The sequence below is a fragment of the Pseudomonas sp. PA27(2017) genome, from assembly GCF_001945445.1.
GTDB lineage: Bacteria > Pseudomonadota > Gammaproteobacteria > Pseudomonadales > Pseudomonadaceae > Aquipseudomonas.
Map to the genome: position 1 here is coordinate 1 of NZ_MSXW01000006.1, position 17,450 is coordinate 17,450.

Genomic DNA, 17,450 nt, shown 5'->3' on the forward strand with positions numbered 1-17,450 from the left:
TGCGCTGGCCCATGCACACGGGTCAGCTAGAAGGGATTAACAACCGGATCAAGGTCATCAAACGGATGGCTTACGGCTACCGGGACAGCGAATTCTTCTTTATGAAGATCAAGAATGACTTTCCCGGCAATCCGTGAAGAACCTTTTTTATGGGCGGCCGAAAACCGGCGGGCTGGCACCTCGCCTCTAGGCCACCTGTTCTATTGAGCCAGGCCCGGTCCTGCGGGAGCATTTCCGTGAGGGTGGCGTGAATAGCTGCGGTGCGATGCGCTGCCCATCAATCCTGGATCGATGGAGAGGTTTCCATGAAAAACATGAAGAAGCTGGGTTCACGCCGTTTGGGGCTGGCGGCCGCATTGCTGGCCGGTATCGCATTCAGTGGCACCGCCAGTGCCTGGACGTTCGAGCATGGCTGGAGCTGCCAGAACAAGTGGTATCAGATGGGGCTGATCGAGCTGATTGCCTGCGGTGGCGGAGGCGAGGGCTGAACCGTCTGGAGCCTTTGGCCCAGCAATGCCAGACAAAGCCCGCAGAGCGGGCTTTTTCATGCCTTGTAGGACGAGGCGTATGGCAGGGGAGTGGCGCTGGCGTCCATGGAAGATGGATGCCAGGGCGCCAAAACGAAAAAACCGGCCGCGAGGGCCGGTTTTTCTGGGATTTGGTCGGAGAGACAGGATTCGAACCTGCGACCTTCTCGTCCCGAACGAGACGCGCTACCAAGCTGCGCTACACTCCGAATTCGCCAAATTCTACTCAAAAACTTTTGCAACACAAGGGGTTAGCAAAAAATTTTAATCGGGGCGCCGCACCTGGCGTGCGCCCACGACCCGAATGGCGCTTACAGCTCCTTGACGGTACGAACCTGGTCCTTGTTGACCTTGGTGCGCTTGCCATCCAGTTGTTCGAACTCGTAGAAACCGGTGTCGTCGTCGAAATCAGGGCGATCGACGGTCTGGATTTCACGGCCATCATTGAGAGTGATCACCGATGGCGTGGAGCAGCCAGCCAGGGTCACCAGGCCGAGGGCGAGTAGAAACGCAGCGGACGTCCGTTGCTTCATGACGTGTCTCCTTAAGTCGAGGCAGAGTGATTACCTTGGCTCAGACGAGTAGGCCGAGCCCAAGTTCCACCCTATTTATCCACCTGTGGCCCCATGCCGCAAGCTTTCAGCCGAGCAGATCGGGGGAGTTGAGGTTGCTCAGGCGCGGATCGTCGGTCTCGCAACGCAGTGCGGCGGGGTCATGCGCGCGCAGCCAGCGCTGGGTGCTGCGTTCGCCCTCAAGCCAGGCCTCTTCCAGCGACGGCAGCAGGCGGCGAGGGATGACCGCGAACAGCGGCTCCCAGTAGCCGTCGCGCTGCGCCATCACCGGGCGCCCGTCTGCCAGGGCCAGCAGGCCCTCGATGAGTGCGCGGTCGACCCTGGGGGCGTCGCACGGCAGCACCAGCAGCAACGGGTGGCGGGCGACCTGCAGGGCCGCGCGGATGCCGGCAAGGGGCCCCGGATAGTCGGCGCTGTCGTCGCCGACCAGGCGGCCGGCGTAGGCGGCATAGGCCGACTGGTTGCGATTGCAGGAGATGATCAGGTCATCGGTGAGCGGGCGAACCACCTCGTGCAGCCATGCGATCATCGGTCGCGCCTGCCAGTGCACCAGGCCCTTGTCCAGGCCGCCCATGCGCTGGCCCCGGCCACCTGCGAGCAGAACCACCGAAAAGGGCTGGGGCGTTGCGGTGGCGGGCATGGCGGGGTCTCCGGAGGTGGCGCTGTGGTATAACACCGGCCTTTGTTCACGACAACTGGAAGCCTGCCATGAGCCACAAGGCCGATGCGCCATTCGTGCCCCTGAATATCGCCGTGCTGACGGTCAGCGATACCCGCACGCTGGAAACCGATACCTCCGGGCAACTCTTCGTCGACCGCCTCAAGGCGGCAGGCCACAACCTTGCCGAGCGCGTGCTGCTCAAGGACGACCTGTACAAGATCCGCGCCCAGGTCGCCACCTGGATCGCCGAAGACGTGGTGCAGGTGGTGCTGATCACTGGCGGCACCGGCTTCACCGGGCGTGACAGCACGCCGGAAGCGGTGGCCTGTCTGCTGGACAAGCAGGTCGATGGCTTCGGCGAGCTGTTCCGGCAGATATCCATCGCCGACATCGGCACCTCGACCATCCAGTCCCGCGCGCTGGCTGGCCTGGCCAACGGCACCCTGGTGTGCTGCCTGCCGGGCTCGACCAACGCCTGCCGCACCGGCTGGGATGGCATCCTCGCCGAACAGCTCGATGCGCGCCATCGCCCGTGCAATTTCGTGCCACACCTGAAGCTCGCCGCGCCCTGCGAGAGCCGCGGATGAGCGAGGCGCATTCCCCGCTGATGCCGGTGGAGCAGGCGCTGGCCCGGCTGCTGGAATTGGCCGAGGCGACGCCGATCGTCGAGCACGAGCGGGTCGACCTGGCCGAGGCCGATGGTCGTGTGCTGGCCGAGCCCATGGTCGCCGGTCTGGATCTGCCGCCCTGGCCGAACAGCGCCATGGATGGCTACGCATTGCGCCTGGCCGACTGGCAGGGCGAGCCGCTGCCGGTCAGCCAGCGCATTCTCGCCGGTATGGCGCCCGATGCGCTGCGGCCCGGCACCTGCGCGCGCATCTTTACCGGCGCGCCGGTTCCTGAGGGCGCCGATACGGTGGAAATGCAGGAGAACGTCAGTGTCGGTGACGACGGCTGCGTGCATTTCAACCAGGCCCTGAAGGTCGCGCAGAACATTCGCCCTCAGGGCCAGGAAAACCGCAAGGGCGAAACACTGCTGGCTGCCGGCACGCGGCTGGGGCCCATCGAGCTGGGGTTGGCCGCCTCCATCGGTCTGGCACAATTGCCGGTACGGCGCCGACCGCGGGTGGCGGTGCTGTCCACTGGTGACGAACTGGTCGAGCCCGGCAACGCGCTGAGCGGCGGGCAAATCTATAACAGCAACCGATACCTGCTGGTCGCTTGGCTGAAGCGTATGGGGTGCGAGGTCGTCGATGGCGGCATCCTGCCGGATGACCTGGACCGCACGCGCCAGGCGCTGGGTGAGCTCGATGACGTCGACCTGATCCTGTCCACCGGCGGAGTGTCAGTGGGCGAGGCGGATTTTCTCGGCATCGCCCTGCGCGAAGCCGGCGAACTGGCTCTATGGAAGCTGGCGATCAAGCCCGGCAAACCGCTGACCGTCGGCGAATTCCGCGGCCGCCCGGTGATCGGCTTGCCTGGCAACCCGGCCTCGACCCTGGTGACCTTCGGCCTGCTGGCGCGCCCGTATCTGCTGCGTCGCCTCGGCGTGCAGAAGGTCGAGCCCCTGGGCTTCAGCGTGCCGGCGGGTTTCGCCTGGCCCAAGCCGGGCAAGCGGCGCGAGTTCCTGCGCGCACGCCTGGAAAACGGCCGCGTGGTGCCCTATTCGAACCAGAGCTCGGGCGTGTTGCGCAGCGCCGCCTGGGCCGAGGGGTTGGCTCAGGTATTGGAGGGCAGCACCGTTGCCGAAGGCGATGCCGTGCACTTCATCCCGATGAGCGAGCTGCTCGGCTGACACCGGCAAGCGGCACGAGCGTGCGGTGGGCGTGATTATTTGCCCCGCACGCTGTCTGCATTAGGCAGCACAGTGTTCAATTCCCGTTTTCGGAGCCGTTATGCAAGAGCGTAAAGCGCTGTTGATCCTTCATGGTAAGCAGTCCCTCAACGAAGAGGTGCGTGCGGCAGTCAGTAGCCAGCGCGAGAACGGCTGGGAGCTGACCGTGCGGCTGACCTGGGAAGCTGGCGATGCACAGCGCCTGGTCGCCGAGGCCTTGCAGGCGGGTTATCCGACCGTGATCGCCGGCGGCGGGGACGGCACGCTGCGGGACGTCGCCGAGGCCATGGCCAAGGCCGAAACCGATGCCAGCCTGGTGTTGCTACCGCTGGGTACCGCCAACGATTTCGCCCATGCCGCGGGCATTCCGCTGACGCCTGGTGAGGCCCTGGCTATGCTGGACACGCCTGCTCAGCCGATCGATCTGGGCGAGGTCGACGGCGAGCTGTTCCTCAATATGGCCACGGGCGGCTTTGGCTCGAATATCACGGCGAATACTTCCGAGGATCTCAAGCGCTTCCTGGGCGGTGCGGCCTACATGCTCACCGGCCTGACTCGCTTTGCCGAAGTGCGTTCGGCCTTTGGTCGCTTCAAGGGCCCGGATTTCGCCTGGGAGGGCGAGTTTCTCGCACTTGGCATCGGCAATGGCCGCCAGGCCGGTGGCGGGCATGTGCTGTGCCCCCATGCTCGCGTGAATGACGGCTTGCTGGACGTGTGCATCGTGCCGGCCGCCTCCGATGTGGTCGGTACGCTAGGCACACTGCTGTCCGGCGGCCTGAAAGGCATTGAGGGGGTATCGATCAGCGCGCGCCTGCCGTGGCTGGAAATCGACGCACCCGAAGGGCTGGATTTGAACCTCGACGGCGAGCCTCGCGGCGGGCATCGTCTACGCTTCGCTGCAAGGCCCCAGGCATTGCGCCTGCATCTGCCGGCGCAGTCGCCGTTGCTGCGTGACTGACCGGCGGGTACTGGTGCGGCGCCGCGCGCTGGTGCAAGATGGCGTTGCGCCATGCCGCCTACAGTAATTGCACGACTGGCCGATAGCTTCATACGAACACCACGCCTCACAGGAGCGAATAATGGCCGGTATTCTCGACACCGTTGATCAACGGACGCAGTTGGTAGGCGAGAACCGCCTGGAAATCCTGATGTTCCGTCTGGCGGGCCGGCAGTTGTTCGCCATCAACGTGTTCAAGGTGCAGGAAGTGCTGCACATGCCCAAGCTGACGCTGATGCCGCATCGTCATCGCTTCGTTTGCGGGGTGATCCACTTGCGCGGCCAGACGCTGCCGGTGATTGACCTGTCCCAGGCCATCGGCATGCGCCCGATCGTGCCGGATGAGCGCAGCACCATCATCGTCACCGAGTACAACCGCTCGATCCAGGCGTTCCTGGTCGGTGGCGTCGACCGCATTCTCAACCTCAACTGGGAATCCATCCTGCCGCCGCCCGGTGGTGCAGGGCGCCAGCATTACCTGACGGCCATCACCAAGGTCGACGACCAACTGGTGGAAATCATCGATGTGGAAAAGGTGCTGGCCGAAATCGTGCCGTACGACACGCGCATTTCCGGTGACCGTCTGGCCGATCCATTGCTGGAAAAAGCCCGTGGCCGCGAAGTGCTGCTGGTCGATGACTCCAGCGTGGCCCTGGCGCAACTGCGCGATACCCTGTCGCAACTGGGCATCAAGCTGCACGTCGCCACCGATGGCCTCAAAGGCCTGCAGATGCTCAAGGCCTGGGCCGATGCCGGTGAAGTCATCACCGACAAGCTGCTGATGATGTTCACCGACGCCGAGATGCCGGAAATGGACGGCTATCGCCTGACCACCGAGATTCGTCAGGATCCGCGCCTGCGTGACCTGTACGTGGTGCTGCACACCTCGTTGTCCGGCAGTTTCAACGATGCGATGGTCAAGAAGGTGGGGTGTGACAACTTCCTGTCCAAGTTCCAGCCGGACAAGCTGGTGGATGTGATTCGTCAGCGTCTGGCGCTCGACGAAAAGTAGAGCTCTGCTGGCTTGAGCCCTGGCGGCGGTTTGCGTATAACCGCCGTTTCGCTCAAGTCAGGACGCCGAGCCATGCATCTCTCCGCGCTATATCGTTTCCCTCTCAAATCCGCCATGGGCGAGTCCCTGCCTAGCCTGCAGCTCGATGGCCTGGGCGTGGCCGGCGATCGCCGCTGGATGTTCGCGGATGCGCAAACCGGTCGGTTCATGACGCAGCGCACCTTTCCCCATATGAGCCAGTTGCAGGCGCGCTGGAATGTCGACGGTGGCCTTACCCTGCAAGCGCCTGGCATGCCGGTGTTGCAGGTGGCGTTGCCGGATCCTGACCAGGCGCTGCGCGGTGTGATCATCTGGCGCGACACTCTGCGGGTACCGGATGCCGGTGACGAGGCCGCCGCCTGGGGCAGCGAGTTCATGGGCAAGAGCTGCCGGCTGGTGCATGTGCCGGCAGAGCGGGCGCGCTTCATTGAAGGCAACGTCGATGGCGACGAGAAGGTCGGCTTCGCCGATGGCTTCCCGTTGCTGCTGATCGGTCAGGCTTCACTGGATGATCTGGTGGCCCGGGTCGGCAGGCCGCTGGAGATGCTGCGCTTTCGTCCCAACCTGGTAGTGCAGGGCAGCGAACCCTACGCCGAAGACGGCTGGAAGCGCATTCGTATCGGTGACGTCGAGTTCACCCTCGCCAAACGCTGCTCGCGCTGCGTGATCACCACCATCGACCCCAGGACCGGGGAGCGCAGCGCCGACCGTGAGCCGCTGACCACTTTGCGCAGCTATCGCCAGGGCGAAGACGGCATCATGTTCGGACAGAACCTGATCAACCACGGCAGCGGCGAGCTGCGCGTTGGCATGCCGGTTGAAATATTGCAGTAGGGTAGAGCTACAAACGCGTATCACACGGGGCTGCCATCCATGGCTTGGCCCGTGTTGCCATTTCGACTCTTACTACGAGGAGTAACGAGTCGAAAGGCGCAGGTGCTCGTACAGTCAGCGCATATTTAGACCATCTCTATACCATCTTCCTCATTCGGCTGTTGTCGCTGGCGCTGACGTAGTTCATTGACTTGCCCCATCAGCTGTCGAGTTATCGCGTCCGAGTCGATGCTACCCACCATGGCGGCAGCGGTATCGAGCGTTTGTCGGCCTGTTGCAAGTGCCGAGTTGATGCCATTGCGTGTGGATTCGAGCGCTTGGTTTGCGCCGTTACGCGTGGCTTCTATGGCGTGGCTTGTCCCGTTGCGTGTTGCCTCGAAGGCGTGCTTTGTCCCGTCACGCGTGGACTCCATCGCCTGGCGAGCGGCCGCTTTGGGGGCCGCGTGGTTGTCTTTGTCGTACCACTCTGAGGCTTTATCGGCCACTTTCTGACCCACGGCGTTCATGGCACCGTACACGCCAAACGCCGTAGCTGAGCCGACAAGGTTGATCGCGTTGTTGACCGCAGCCTTGGCCAGAGGATTGCTGATTGGGGCCGTAGCCGCTTTCTGAATGGCGCTGACCCCGCTAAACGTTGCCGCAAAGCCGCCATTGGCCAGAACGCTACGCGCGGTGCCGAGGCTTCGTACGCCGTCCAGGGTACTACTCAGGGTACCCATCGCGGCATTGCCTACGCGGCTGGCACCATGACTGGCCATGGCCTTCCAACTGGTGTCTTTGGCCGCTTTATAGATGTCGTACCAGTCCCTTTCATCAGCGAGATTTTCCTTGGGCTCGGCATCTTTGCGCGCGAAGATTTGCGCAGGATCGCGTAGGCCACTCTTTTCTTCCCGCATACGTGCAAGATGCGCTGACCCCATTGTCGAAAAAACACCGCCGACACTGGTGATCGTCGTCCCGGCGTTCGCGGCCTTGGTTGTCGCTGCCGCTTGCGCTTCCGGCCGAAGACCGGGCTGATTCGCCTGAGAAGAGAGGTGCGTGTCAAGGCCGTTACGCAACACATTACGCACACTGAACGTTTGCATTTCCGCGGCGCCAGTACCGGCCTGTGTCAACCGTCCTGGCTCCTTGTCTTTCAACGCCTCCACCATGACATCGTGCAAGTTGTCCTCAGGTGCTTTGAAAAACAGCAAGTCCTTGTTCATTTCATTCTGAGCGGCGGTGGATATCTGATCGAGCGCGACCGCTTCTAGAGCAGCAACCAGGCCTTGAGCTGCCGCTTCGGCATATGGGGAAGTTGTGCCAGCAAGGCTGGTCAACATCTTGGCAGGGGCCTCCACCAGGTTGGGTTTGAGATGCTGAGCAATCGCAACCAAGGCGAACGGCAATCCTGCAACCAATGAAGAGCCTGATGTCGACTTGCTGTCGAGTGAATGGGCGTTCTCCAGCGTTCTGCGAACTGAATCGAGATCTTCGCCTTCACTCGCCAGCAGCTCGGCTCGGGAGCTCACCAGAGCGTCGATCTTTGTATTGTGCTCGGCTACTTTCGCATGATCTTGCGCGCTAGCACCTGGTGGCAACGTGGTGGGTTTGCGATATTTCTGGAACATACCGTCCAGGTGATCATGTATCTCACGCTGGTTGCGTGCTTGGCGCTGTGCTGCATTTATCTCGGTTGCCCGGCGGCCCTCGGCGCGAGAGTCATTTTCGACCTGGGTATGCGATACAGCTGGTAATGCAGGGGTACCGCGCGAAACTCCATCCATAACGAATCCTCTTTTCTTTATGAAATACAAGGCATCAAGCCGCGTAGCAGGGCAGTCAGTGATGTTGCTGTTTCATCGTTGTTATGTGCTTTGGGCTGAAATGGCCTAGCTCCTTGCGCGCAGTTGGAGGGCTGGGGCATTAATCAGCCGCCTTCTCCAGTGAGAAAGCCATATCGCTGGGTGGTTTGGGCGGCGAACTGGTTCCCTGCGTGAGTCAACTACGTTACCCACAAGCGGCTGATCGAGCCTTGGAGGTTGCGGATCACTGCGCCAGAGCGCTGCGGATGCCGAGCGAGGAGGGAGGATGCTGGAGGCGGTCAGCTACATAGCTGGAGAGACTGGAGGCAGTCACAGGGCTCAGCCAAGCAGGCTGTTCTGCGTACGATCCGCTGCAGGCTTGCCCTGCAGCGGCTGTTGTCGGGGTTGTGGTTTCAGTCAGTGGAGGCCAGGGTGACAGAGCCGGAGCTCAGCATTTTGGCTGATGTTCATTGATCCTCGAAGAAGCGCTCATGCCAGCCAACCAGCGGCTGGGGCGCGTTGAGCTTGTCGCCGTAGATCACCGCGTAGGACAGCACGTTCTGCACGTATTGGCGGGTCTCGTTGAACGGAATGTTCTCCACCCACACGTCGTAGGACAAGTGATCGGCGCCGCGCAGCCATTGGCGCACGCGGCCCGGGCCTGCGTTGTAGGCGGCCGAAGCGAGCACCCGGTTGCCGTTGAACTGGCCGTAGATCTGGCTCAGGTAGGCGGCGCCCAGTTGGATGTTGACGCTGGGCAGCAGCGCGTTGTTAGGGTTGCTCAGGGGGATGCCGAACTTGCGCGCGGTCTCCTTGGCAGTGGCCGGCATCACCTGCATCAGGCCCAGGGCCCCGGCGTGGGACTTGGCATCGGCCATGAAGCCGCTCTCCTGGCGGGTGATGGCGAATACCCAGCTCGAATGCAGGCCGCGCTTCTTGGCTTCCGCGGTTAGCGGCTCGCGATGGGCCATGGGGAAGCGGATGTCCAGGTCGTCCCAGTACTTGGCCTGGCTGATGGTACGGATTGCCGGGAAATACCATTGCATGTCGTAGGCCAGGCGCGCCTGGGCGACCAGCTCGTCACGGTCGAAATGGCGGCTGGCGTGGTACCACTCGCGGCGGCCTTCGACGATCTGTCCGCGGTCGTGGAATTCCATGGCGCGGCGGATGCCGGGCGCGTTGCGTACTTTCTTGATCACGGCAGGGCTGAGCTGCAGCGGTGCATTCTTCAGGTAATAGGGCTCCTTGACCTGGTCGGCGGCCATGAAACCATAGAAGTCGCGCTCCTTGGCCAGGTCGTGGAACAACGGCTGGGCGGCCTTGCTGTTGGGCTGGGCCAGTTGCAGGCTGCGCGCCTGCCAGTAGCGCCAGCGGTTGGTGCTGGCCAGGGACTCGGGCATGCGGCTGATCAGCTTATTGGCTTCGTCCCAGCGGCCCAGGCGCAGCAGCAGGCGGGCGCGCCACTCGCTGACGGTGTCGTCACGCAGGTTGGGGTCGTACTTGGCCATGATGTCGAGGGCGCGTGGGTCGAAGCGGCGCGCCAGGGTCAGGCCGATCTCGTTGGCGATGGCGACCTTTTCCTGATCGGAAAAATGCATGCGCTGGGAGTAGCCCTCGAGCAGGCTCAGGGCCTGTTCCGGATCCTGGCGCGCGAGGCGACGCAGACCGAGGCTGACCACGTCACCCATGGCGTCGTCGGCCGGCGTGAAGCGGGCGGTCTGGGTGAGAATCTGCGGTTTCTGAGCGACTTCCACGAGGAGCTTGCCGTGGTTGCTGAGGGTCGGCAGGTCCTTGCTCAGGAAGGTTGCCAGGCTGTAGTTGCGCGCTTCGGCGGCCAGTTTGGCGCGCTGCCAGCGACGTTGCTCGGTCAACTGGCCTTCGGCGGCCCAGCGATCGAACAGGCGGTCACAGGCTTCGGGCTGGGATTTGCCCACCAGCCAGAGCTTCTCGGCGGTGGCATAGCCTTCGGCGGTCTGGCCCTGGGCAAGCTGGCGCTGGCCGTTCAGGCAGTCCAGTTCGGTAAAGTTGAGCCCCGGGTCGTAGTACTTGGCGAAGGTTTGCCATTCGCCGCGTTCGGCGAGCCAGCGCAGCCAGCGCAACTTCATCCAGTTGGCCTGGGGCAGGTCACCATGGGCGGCGAGAAAGGCTTCGATTTCCTGATTGCTGGCCCATTTCAGCCGTGCGGTCAGCTCGTCGTAGGTCAGATACGGCGTCAGCGGGTAGTCGCGCAGCGCGCTGGCGTAGCGCTCGTAAGGCCCCTTGTCGCCCTTGGCGAGAGCGGCCTTGGCCTCGTCGTAGTACTGGCGTTGCTGCTGCAGGCTCGCGGCCTGGCTCAGCGTGGATGTGGCGGCGCAAAGAATCAGGCAGGACAGCAGACTGGGCAAACGACAGCGCATGGCACTTCCGGGGTCATCTCGTGATCGGGCGCGACTGGCTGGTGCCGGTCGCCTGATGTGCCCTTGGGGCGGTTACCGGTGTGCGCCGCTGCGAAACGTGCATCGTCAGGCGCGGCGGCGGCAATGGTCGCTAGCTTAGCCTTTTGCCTGCGTGCCGCGAAAGGGCCGCCGGTACATGGCGCATGTCTGTTTATGTCACATCAATGCGGGCTCACAGACGCCGCCGGCCATCTCGGTTAGAATACGCGCCCGTTTTTGGTTGGCGCACGCGTCGGCCAGATCACTTTCGTGGTCGGCAGCAACGAGGCCTTGGTCGCGCCCCAGGTTTTCGTCCACCACTCCCGCGTATTGTCCGAGGCAACCCTGATGACCCTGCTCAAGTTCACCGATGTTTCCCTGGCCTTTGGCGCCATGCCGCTGTTGGACAAGGTGTCTTGGCAGATCGCGCGCGGTGAGCGGGTGTGCATCATCGGTCGCAACGGTACCGGCAAGTCGAGCATGCTCAAGCTGGTCAACGACCAGCAGAAGCCCGACGACGGCACGATCTGGCGGGCGCCGGGCCTGAAGATCGGCGAGTTGCCCCAGGAGTTGCCGGTCGCCGATGGCCGTACGGTGTTCGACGTGGTCGCCCAGGGCCTCGACGGCGTGGGTGATCTGCTCGCCCAGTACCATCACCTGGCGCAGAACTGCGTGACCGAGGAAGACCTCAACAAGCTGATGCATGTGCAGCAGGAGCTGGAGGCGAAGGACGGCTGGCGCCTGCAGCAACTGGTCGACAGTACCCTGAGTCGCCTGCAACTGCCGGCCGACAAGACCCTCGCCGAGCTGTCTGGCGGCTGGCGCCGTCGCGTGCTGCTGGCCCAGGCGTTGGTCAGCGAGCCGGATCTGCTGCTGCTCGACGAACCGACCAACCACCTGGACATCGGCGCCATCGCCTGGCTCGAAGAAGCCATCAAGGATTTTCAGGGCGCCGTGCTGTTCATCACCCACGACCGTGCCTTCCTGCAGAGCCTGGCCACGCGCATTCTCGAACTGGACCGCGGCGGGTTGATCGACTGGAACGGCGATTACGCCAGTTTCCTGGTGCACAAGGAGGCCGCGCTGGCCGCCGAAGAAACCGCCAATGCGTTGTTCGACAAGAAGCTGGCCCAGGAAGAGGTGTGGATCCGCCAGGGCATCAAGGCACGCCGCACCCGTAACGAAGGCCGCGTACGTGCCCTGAAGGCCTTGCGCGTGGAGCGCAGCGAGCGCCGCGAGCGCACCGGCAAGGCCAATATCCAGCTGGATGTGGCGGATAAGTCCGGCAAGCAGGTAATGGTGCTGGAAAACGTCAGCTTCGCCCATCCGGGCGGCCCGCTGCTGATCAGGGACTTTTCCATGGTGCTGCAGCGCGGTGATCGCATCGGCCTGCTCGGCGCCAACGGCACCGGCAAGACCACGCTGCTCAAGCTGATGCTCGACGGTCTGCAGCCGACTGCCGGCAAGGTGGAGCAGGGCACCAAGATCGAAGTGGCGTATTTCGATCAGCTGCGCCACCAACTGGATATCGAAAAGACCGTTATCGACAATATTTCCGAGGGCCGCGACTTCATCGAGATCGATGGCCAGAACCGTCACGTGCTGAGCTACCTGGGCGACTTCCTGTTCAGCCCGCAGCGTGCACGCACGCCGGTCAAGGCGCTGTCCGGTGGCGAGCGTGCGCGCCTGCTGCTGGCCAAGCTGTTCAGCAAGCCGGCCAACCTGCTGGTGCTCGACGAGCCGACCAACGACCTCGACGTGGAAACACTGGAGCTGCTCGAAGAGGTGCTTTCCAACTTCAAGGGCACCGTGCTGATGGTCAGCCACGACCGGGCCTTCCTCGATAACGTGGTGACCAGCACCCTGGTCTTCGAGGGCGAAGGGCGAGTCCGTGAGTACGTCGGCGGCTATCAGGACTGGCTGCGCCAAGGCGGCTCGCCGCGCCTGCTGGGTGTGGGCGAGAGCAAATCGGGCAAGGCAGAACTGGGCTCGGCCATCGTCGAAGCACCCGTGGTCGAGGCGGCGGTCGTCGAGACTGCCGCCGCTGTACCGGCAGCCAAGAAGAAGCTGAGTTACAAGCACCAGCGTGAGCTGGACGCCATGCCGGAGATGATCGATACCGCCGAGCAGGCGATTGCCGCGCTGGAAGCCAAAATCGCCGATCCGGCCTTCTATCAGCAGCCGGCCGAGCAGACCTCCGCGGTACTGGCGCAACTGCAGGCCCAACAGGAAGAACTGGATCGCCTGGTCGAGCGTTGGGCTGAGCTGGAAGGCTGACAGGCTAGGGCGGCGCAGCGTCGGAAGGATCGGGTGGGATGACGCCGGGCGGGTACCCGGCGTCATTCGGCAGGGCTGATCAGGCCGCTGGTTTCTTCAGGCTGACCGCCAGTACGTCGCACGGCGCGCCATGCAGCACGTCGTTGGCGGTGGAACCGAGCAGCAGGGCCAGGCCATGGCGGCCATGGCTGCCGACGATGATCAGGTCGCAGTGCTGTTCGGCGGCCAGGCGGTGGATTTCCTGACGCGGCTGGCCGTAGGCCAGGTGACGGTTCTCGGCGGTGAGTTGCGGGTGTTTGATGGCAAAGGCATCGAGGCGCTCCTTGGCCTGTTCGAACTGCTGCTGTTGCAGCATCGACAGGTCCATCGGCACGTCGCCGCCGAAAGCCATGGCCATGGGTTCGACGATATGCACCACGGAAAGCTTGGCCTGGGTGCTGCTCGCCAGAGCCTGGGCGCGCTTCATTACCGGGTCGCACTCCTCGGTCAGATCGACGGCGACCAGAATGTGCTGGTAGGACATGGGGTTGTCTCCTTACAAGGGTGACCAGTGATTTCAAGTATGGCTGGTTTGAGCATTTACCACAGGTTGCGCAGTCGAGATAGAAATTATGACGGGATGGATCGTTCTCGCCCTACTGGTTTTCGCCCTCAGCCCGTTGGTCTGGCTGGTGCCGTCGCGTCGCCAGCGCGGGCAGATGGACGTGCGCATGCAGGCCCGGCGTCTCGGTTTGGCGATGCAGCTGGCCCGCGAGGAGTGGCCGTACTGGCTGAGTAAAACGCCGCCCAACCCCTGCCCGCAGTACCACAGCCCGCGCCCTAGGGGCCGACAGGACAGCTGGTGCTACTGGCAGAGCGAGCCGGGCAAGTGGCTGAACAAGTGGCAGGAACCCTGCGCGGATGCGTCGCTGAGCGAGCAGCTCGCCACCTTGCCCGCCGACGTCTACAAGGCCGAGGCCACGCCGCAAATGATCGCGCTGTTCTGGGGCGAGCGCGCGCAGCCGGAATCCCTGCCGGCGATTGCTGCCTTTCTCAAGGGCCGCGCCTGAGTCGCAGGCCGGTTCATGGCAATGGATCACGACTGGCTGCCTGACTGCGCGTAGATCGCGTCGACATCCGCCAGGCTGCGGATGATGCTGTCCGAGTACTTGTTGACCAGAAATGGCACGCTCTTTTCGTTGTAGTTGCGCAGCGAACCCTCGATATAGCGCCATTTGGTTGCCACGCCGTCGAGCGTGGTGTTGACCGCCACGCTGTTGCCGGGCTGCTTGCGCAGTGCGGTCAGGCGCGCGGAAAAGTCGGCCACCAGCTCCTCGATGGGGCGTTCGCTGCTGTCCCCCGAAAAACTCGCACCCACTGAGGCGCTACGCGCGGCGTAGTTCACCGCGATGCCTTGCATCAGCACGCTGAGCTCGCGTGTGGCCGCCATCTGTGCGCTGATGGCGCTGTCGTCCATGCGTTGCAGCGCTTCGTAAAGCGCCTGGGCGGTGGCCAGAAGCTGGCGGTTGCGTGCGGCCAGGTCCGCGACCGGCTGCAGGTCCGTGTAGCCCTGTTTCTGGAGCGCGGCCATCAGGGTCGTCAGCTCCCCGTCGTACAACTGCCATTGTTGCTGCAGTTGCGTCTGCAGGCGCGCGGCGCCCACATCGGCCAGGTTCGCCAATTTGTTCAGCCCGTCGCGCGCCTGTTGGCGTGAAGCGTCGATCATTCGCGCGTAACGCTGATCGCCTTCCATGGCGTTGTACATGTAGAAGTCGCCCAGGCTTTTCTGGGTGGCGAGATGGAAGGTCTGCAGATGCTGGAAATCGGTGGTGGTGCTGGCGTGCCCGGTGCTCGAGAGCAGCAGGGCGGTCAGCAGGAGGGTACGCAGAGAGAAGGCACGCAAGTAGGCTGGCATGCTGGCACCTCGGGTCATCGCTCGTTCTTGTTGTTTTTTTGGTATTCGGTGGCAGCCGAATGGCCGCGACTCTACCCGCGGTCGGGCGTTTTGGCTAGCGCCTGCAAAGGGGTTATCTGCGCCGCCCGAATGATGCGTTATCGACACCGATGATCGACTTTTCGCCCAGGCTGAAAGTGACTGTATGGTCTGCGTAGTGCCGGCTTCACTCGGCTACATAACGCCAATTGACAATCGCAGGCTTTTCCGAGAAGGTGTGCTCACCCAAATCAAACGGGCGTATGAATTGAGCGTTTGCCTCGCTGGCAGTGCCCAATCCAGTCCGACTATCGCATCGGCGGGTAGCTCTTTTTCGTCTACGTTGTTCGTAGCGTGAATTGGCCGGTTGGCTCCGGTGTGTACTGTTCAGATTCCCTTAGCGTGGAGATCAGTTGATGATTTACGAAGGTAAAGCCATCACGGTTAAGGCTCTTGAAAGCGGCATCGTCGAACTCAAGTTCGACCTCAAGGGTGAGTCCGTCAACAAGTTCAATCGTCTGACCCTGAGCGAGCTGCGCCAGAGCGTCGATGCGATCAAGGCCGATGCCTCGATCACGGGCGTGATCGTCAGCAGCGGCAAGGACGTGTTCATCGTCGGTGCCGACATCACCGAGTTCGTCGACAACTTCAAGCTGCCCGAGGAGCAGCTGGTTTCCAGCGGCCTGGAAGCCAACCGGATCTTCAGCGATTTCGAAGACCTGAACGTGCCCACCGTGGTTGCCATCAACGGCATCGCCCTGGGTGGCGGTCTGGAAATGTGCCTGGCCGCCGACTATCGGATCATGGCCGAAGGCGCCAAGATCGGTCTGCCCGAAGTCAAGCTGGGCATCTACCCGGGCTTCGGTGGCACCGTGCGCCTGCCGCGTCTGATCGGTACCGACAACGCCGTCGAGTGGATCGCATCCGGCAAGGAAAACCGTGCCGAGGAAGCGCTCAAGGTCGGCGCGGTCGATGCCGTGGTCGCCGCCGACAAGCTGCAGGCCGGTGCCCTGGACCTGATCAAGCGCGCCATCTCCGGTGAGCTCGACTACAAGGCCAAGCGTCAACCCAAGCTCGAGAAGCTCAAGCTCAACGCCATCGAGCAGATGATGGCCTTCGAAACCGCCAAGGGTTTCGTTGCGGGTCAGGCTGGCCCGAACTACCCGGCGCCGGTCGAAGCGATCAAGACCATCCAGAAGGCCGCCAACTTCGGTCGTGACAAGGCCCTGGAAGTGGAAGCCGCCGGTTTCGCCAAGCTAGCCAAGACCTCCGTGGCGCAAAGCCTGATCGGCCTGTTCCTCAACGACCAGGAGCTGAAGAAGAAGGCCAAGGCCCATGACGCCATCGCCCAGGACGTGAAACTGGCCGCCGTGCTCGGCGCCGGCATCATGGGTGGCGGCATCGCCTATCAGTCGGCCTCCAAGGGCACGCCGATCCTGATGAAGGACATCCGCGAGGAAGGCATCAAGATGGGCTTGGGCGAGGCCTCCAAACTGCTCGCCAAGCGCGTCGAGAAAGGCCGCATGACCACTGCGCAGATGGCCGAATCGCTGAGTGCCATCCGCCCGACCATGTCCTACGGCGACTTCGGCCACGTCGACATCGTCGTCGAAGCCGTGGTCGAGAACCCCAAGGTCAAGCAGGCCGTACTGGCCGAGGTCGAGGCGACGGTCAAGGAGGGCACCATCCTGGCGTCCAACACCTCGACCATTTCCATCAGCCTGCTGGCCAAGGCCCTCAAGCGTCCGGAAAACTTCGTCGGCATGCACTTCTTCAACCCGGTGCATATGATGCCGCTGGTCGAAGTCATCCGTGGCGAGAAGTCCAGTGATGAAGCGGTGGCCACCACCGTGGCGTATGCCAAGAAGATGGGCAAGAACCCGATCGTGGTCAACGACTGCCCGGGCTTCCTGGTCAACCGCGTACTGTTCCCGTACTTCGGCGGCTTCTCCAAACTGCTGAGCTTCGGCGTCGACTTCGCGCGCATCGACAAGGTCATGGAGAAGTTCGGCTGGCCCATGGGCCCGGCGTACCTGTCCGACGTGGTCGGTATCGACACCGGCCACCATGGCCGTGACGTGATGGCCGAAGGCTTCCCGGACCGCATGGCCGTGGAAGGTCGTACCGCCGTCGACGTGATGTACGAAGCCAACCGCCTGGGCCAGAAGAACGGCAAGGGCTTCTACGCCTACGAGACCGACAAGCGCGGCAAACCGAAGAAGGTCAGTGATCCCGAGGCGTACGAACTGCTCAAGTCGATCGTGGCCGAGCAGCGCGAGCTGAGCGACGAGGACATCGTCAACATCATGATGATCCCGCTGTGCCTGGAAACCGTGCGCTGCCTGGAAGACGGCATCGTCGAGACCGCCGCCGAGGCCGACATGGGCCTGATCTACGGTATCGGTTTCCCTCCGTTCCGTGGGGGCGCGCTGCGCTACATCGACAGCGTCGGGGTCGCCGAATTCGTGGCCCTGGCCGACAAGTACGCCGATCTGGGTGCGCTGTATCAGCCGACCGAGAAACTGCGTGAAATGGCCAAAAACGGCCAGACCTTCTTTGGTTAATCGCGCAACGATTGGAGCGAGAG

General features: G+C 63.0%; 16 protein-coding genes and 1 tRNA gene. 10 read left to right on the forward strand and 7 right to left on the reverse strand.

Translation table 11 applies throughout. The features are described 5' to 3' along the window. Together BVH06_RS02050 and BVH06_RS02055 are read left to right on the forward strand one after the other, a co-directional pair. The coding region (locus BVH06_RS02050) for a transposase (protein ID WP_139315544.1) at positions 1–137 on the forward strand (137 nt) is incomplete at its 5' end. A 168-nt stretch (positions 138–305) separates the two neighbouring features. Then, a complete protein-coding gene (locus BVH06_RS02055; protein WP_075933016.1) occupies positions 306–488 on the forward strand; it encodes a hypothetical protein in 183 nt (60 codons plus the stop codon). Between the two features lie 171 nt (positions 489–659). Here the strand turns inward: BVH06_RS02055 and BVH06_RS02060 are convergent. From BVH06_RS02060 to mobA, 3 genes are all read right to left on the reverse strand, one after another. Beyond that, positions 660–736, reverse strand: a tRNA-Pro gene (locus tag BVH06_RS02060). A gap of 102 nt (positions 737–838) precedes the next feature. Beyond that, a complete protein-coding gene (locus BVH06_RS02065; RefSeq protein ID WP_075929431.1) occupies positions 839–1,060 on the reverse strand; it encodes a YgdI/YgdR family lipoprotein in 222 nt (73 codons plus the stop codon). Between the two features lie 106 nt (positions 1,061–1,166). Next, the gene (mobA, locus tag BVH06_RS02070; protein ID WP_075933017.1) at positions 1,167–1,739 is read right to left on the reverse strand and encodes a molybdenum cofactor guanylyltransferase MobA; all 573 of its coding nucleotides are present in this window, start codon (positions 1,737–1,739) and stop codon (positions 1,167–1,169) included. Between the two features lie 68 nt (positions 1,740–1,807). Between mobA and moaB the strand changes: the two genes are divergently transcribed. From moaB to BVH06_RS02095, 5 genes are all read left to right on the forward strand, one after another. Further along, positions 1,808–2,347, forward strand: coding sequence for a molybdenum cofactor biosynthesis protein B (gene moaB, locus BVH06_RS02075; protein ID WP_075929429.1), 540 nt, complete (start codon positions 1,808–1,810; stop codon positions 2,345–2,347). Beyond that, positions 2,344–3,555 (forward strand): gephyrin-like molybdotransferase Glp, encoded by a 1,212-nt coding sequence (gene glp, locus BVH06_RS02080; protein WP_075933018.1) that lies wholly within the window; start codon positions 2,344–2,346, stop codon positions 3,553–3,555. The genes moaB and glp overlap by 4 nt, the downstream gene beginning before the upstream one ends. A gap of 100 nt (positions 3,556–3,655) precedes the next feature. Continuing rightward, positions 3,656–4,552 (forward strand): lipid kinase YegS, encoded by an 897-nt coding sequence (gene yegS, locus BVH06_RS02085; protein ID WP_075929427.1) that lies wholly within the window; start codon positions 3,656–3,658, stop codon positions 4,550–4,552. 121 nt (positions 4,553–4,673) lie between these two features. Further along, positions 4,674–5,603 carry a chemotaxis protein CheV gene (locus BVH06_RS02090; RefSeq protein WP_075933019.1) on the forward strand — a complete coding sequence of 310 codons (930 nt, stop codon included), beginning with the start codon at positions 4,674–4,676 and terminating at the stop codon, positions 5,601–5,603. A 72-nt stretch (positions 5,604–5,675) separates the two neighbouring features. Then, positions 5,676–6,476: an MOSC domain-containing protein gene (locus BVH06_RS02095; protein ID WP_075933020.1), complete on the forward strand. Its 801-nt coding sequence runs from the start codon at positions 5,676–5,678 to the stop codon at positions 6,474–6,476. A 125-nt stretch (positions 6,477–6,601) separates the two neighbouring features. On the opposite strand, the gene BVH06_RS02100 is transcribed toward BVH06_RS02095, so the two are convergent. Together BVH06_RS02100 and BVH06_RS02105 are read right to left on the reverse strand one after the other, a co-directional pair. Continuing rightward, positions 6,602–8,242: a hypothetical protein gene (locus BVH06_RS02100; RefSeq protein ID WP_075933021.1), complete on the reverse strand. Its 1,641-nt coding sequence runs from the start codon at positions 8,240–8,242 to the stop codon at positions 6,602–6,604. Positions 8,243–8,727: 485 nt separating this feature from the next. After that, complete coding sequence (locus tag BVH06_RS02105) at positions 8,728–10,656, reverse strand: transglycosylase SLT domain-containing protein (protein WP_075929423.1); 1,929 nt, start codon at positions 10,654–10,656, stop codon at positions 8,728–8,730. Positions 10,657–11,022: 366 nt separating this feature from the next. Here BVH06_RS02105 and BVH06_RS02110 point away from each other — a divergent pair, with 366 nt between their 5' ends. After that, positions 11,023–12,951, forward strand: a complete 1,929-nt coding sequence (locus BVH06_RS02110) for an ATP-binding cassette domain-containing protein (protein ID WP_075933080.1) — start codon at positions 11,023–11,025, stop codon at positions 12,949–12,951. Positions 12,952–13,030: 79 nt separating this feature from the next. Here BVH06_RS02110 and BVH06_RS02115 read toward each other — a convergent pair whose 3' ends face one another. Continuing rightward, positions 13,031–13,474 carry a universal stress protein gene (locus tag BVH06_RS02115; RefSeq protein WP_075929422.1) on the reverse strand — a complete coding sequence of 148 codons (444 nt, stop codon included), beginning with the start codon at positions 13,472–13,474 and terminating at the stop codon, positions 13,031–13,033. Between the two features lie 88 nt (positions 13,475–13,562). Here BVH06_RS02115 and BVH06_RS02120 point away from each other — a divergent pair, with 88 nt between their 5' ends. Next, positions 13,563–14,000, forward strand: a complete 438-nt coding sequence (locus BVH06_RS02120) for a hypothetical protein (RefSeq protein ID WP_075933022.1) — start codon at positions 13,563–13,565, stop codon at positions 13,998–14,000. Positions 14,001–14,026: 26 nt separating this feature from the next. Here the strand turns inward: BVH06_RS02120 and BVH06_RS02125 are convergent, their stop codons facing one another. Continuing rightward, complete coding sequence (locus BVH06_RS02125) at positions 14,027–14,845, reverse strand: hypothetical protein (protein ID WP_075933081.1); 819 nt, start codon at positions 14,843–14,845, stop codon at positions 14,027–14,029. A 434-nt stretch (positions 14,846–15,279) separates the two neighbouring features. Between BVH06_RS02125 and fadB the strand changes: the two genes are divergently transcribed. Further along, positions 15,280–17,427, forward strand: coding sequence for a fatty acid oxidation complex subunit alpha FadB (gene fadB, locus BVH06_RS02130; RefSeq protein ID WP_075929420.1), 2,148 nt, complete (start codon positions 15,280–15,282; stop codon positions 17,425–17,427). The last annotated feature ends 23 nt before the right edge of the window (positions 17,428–17,450 follow it).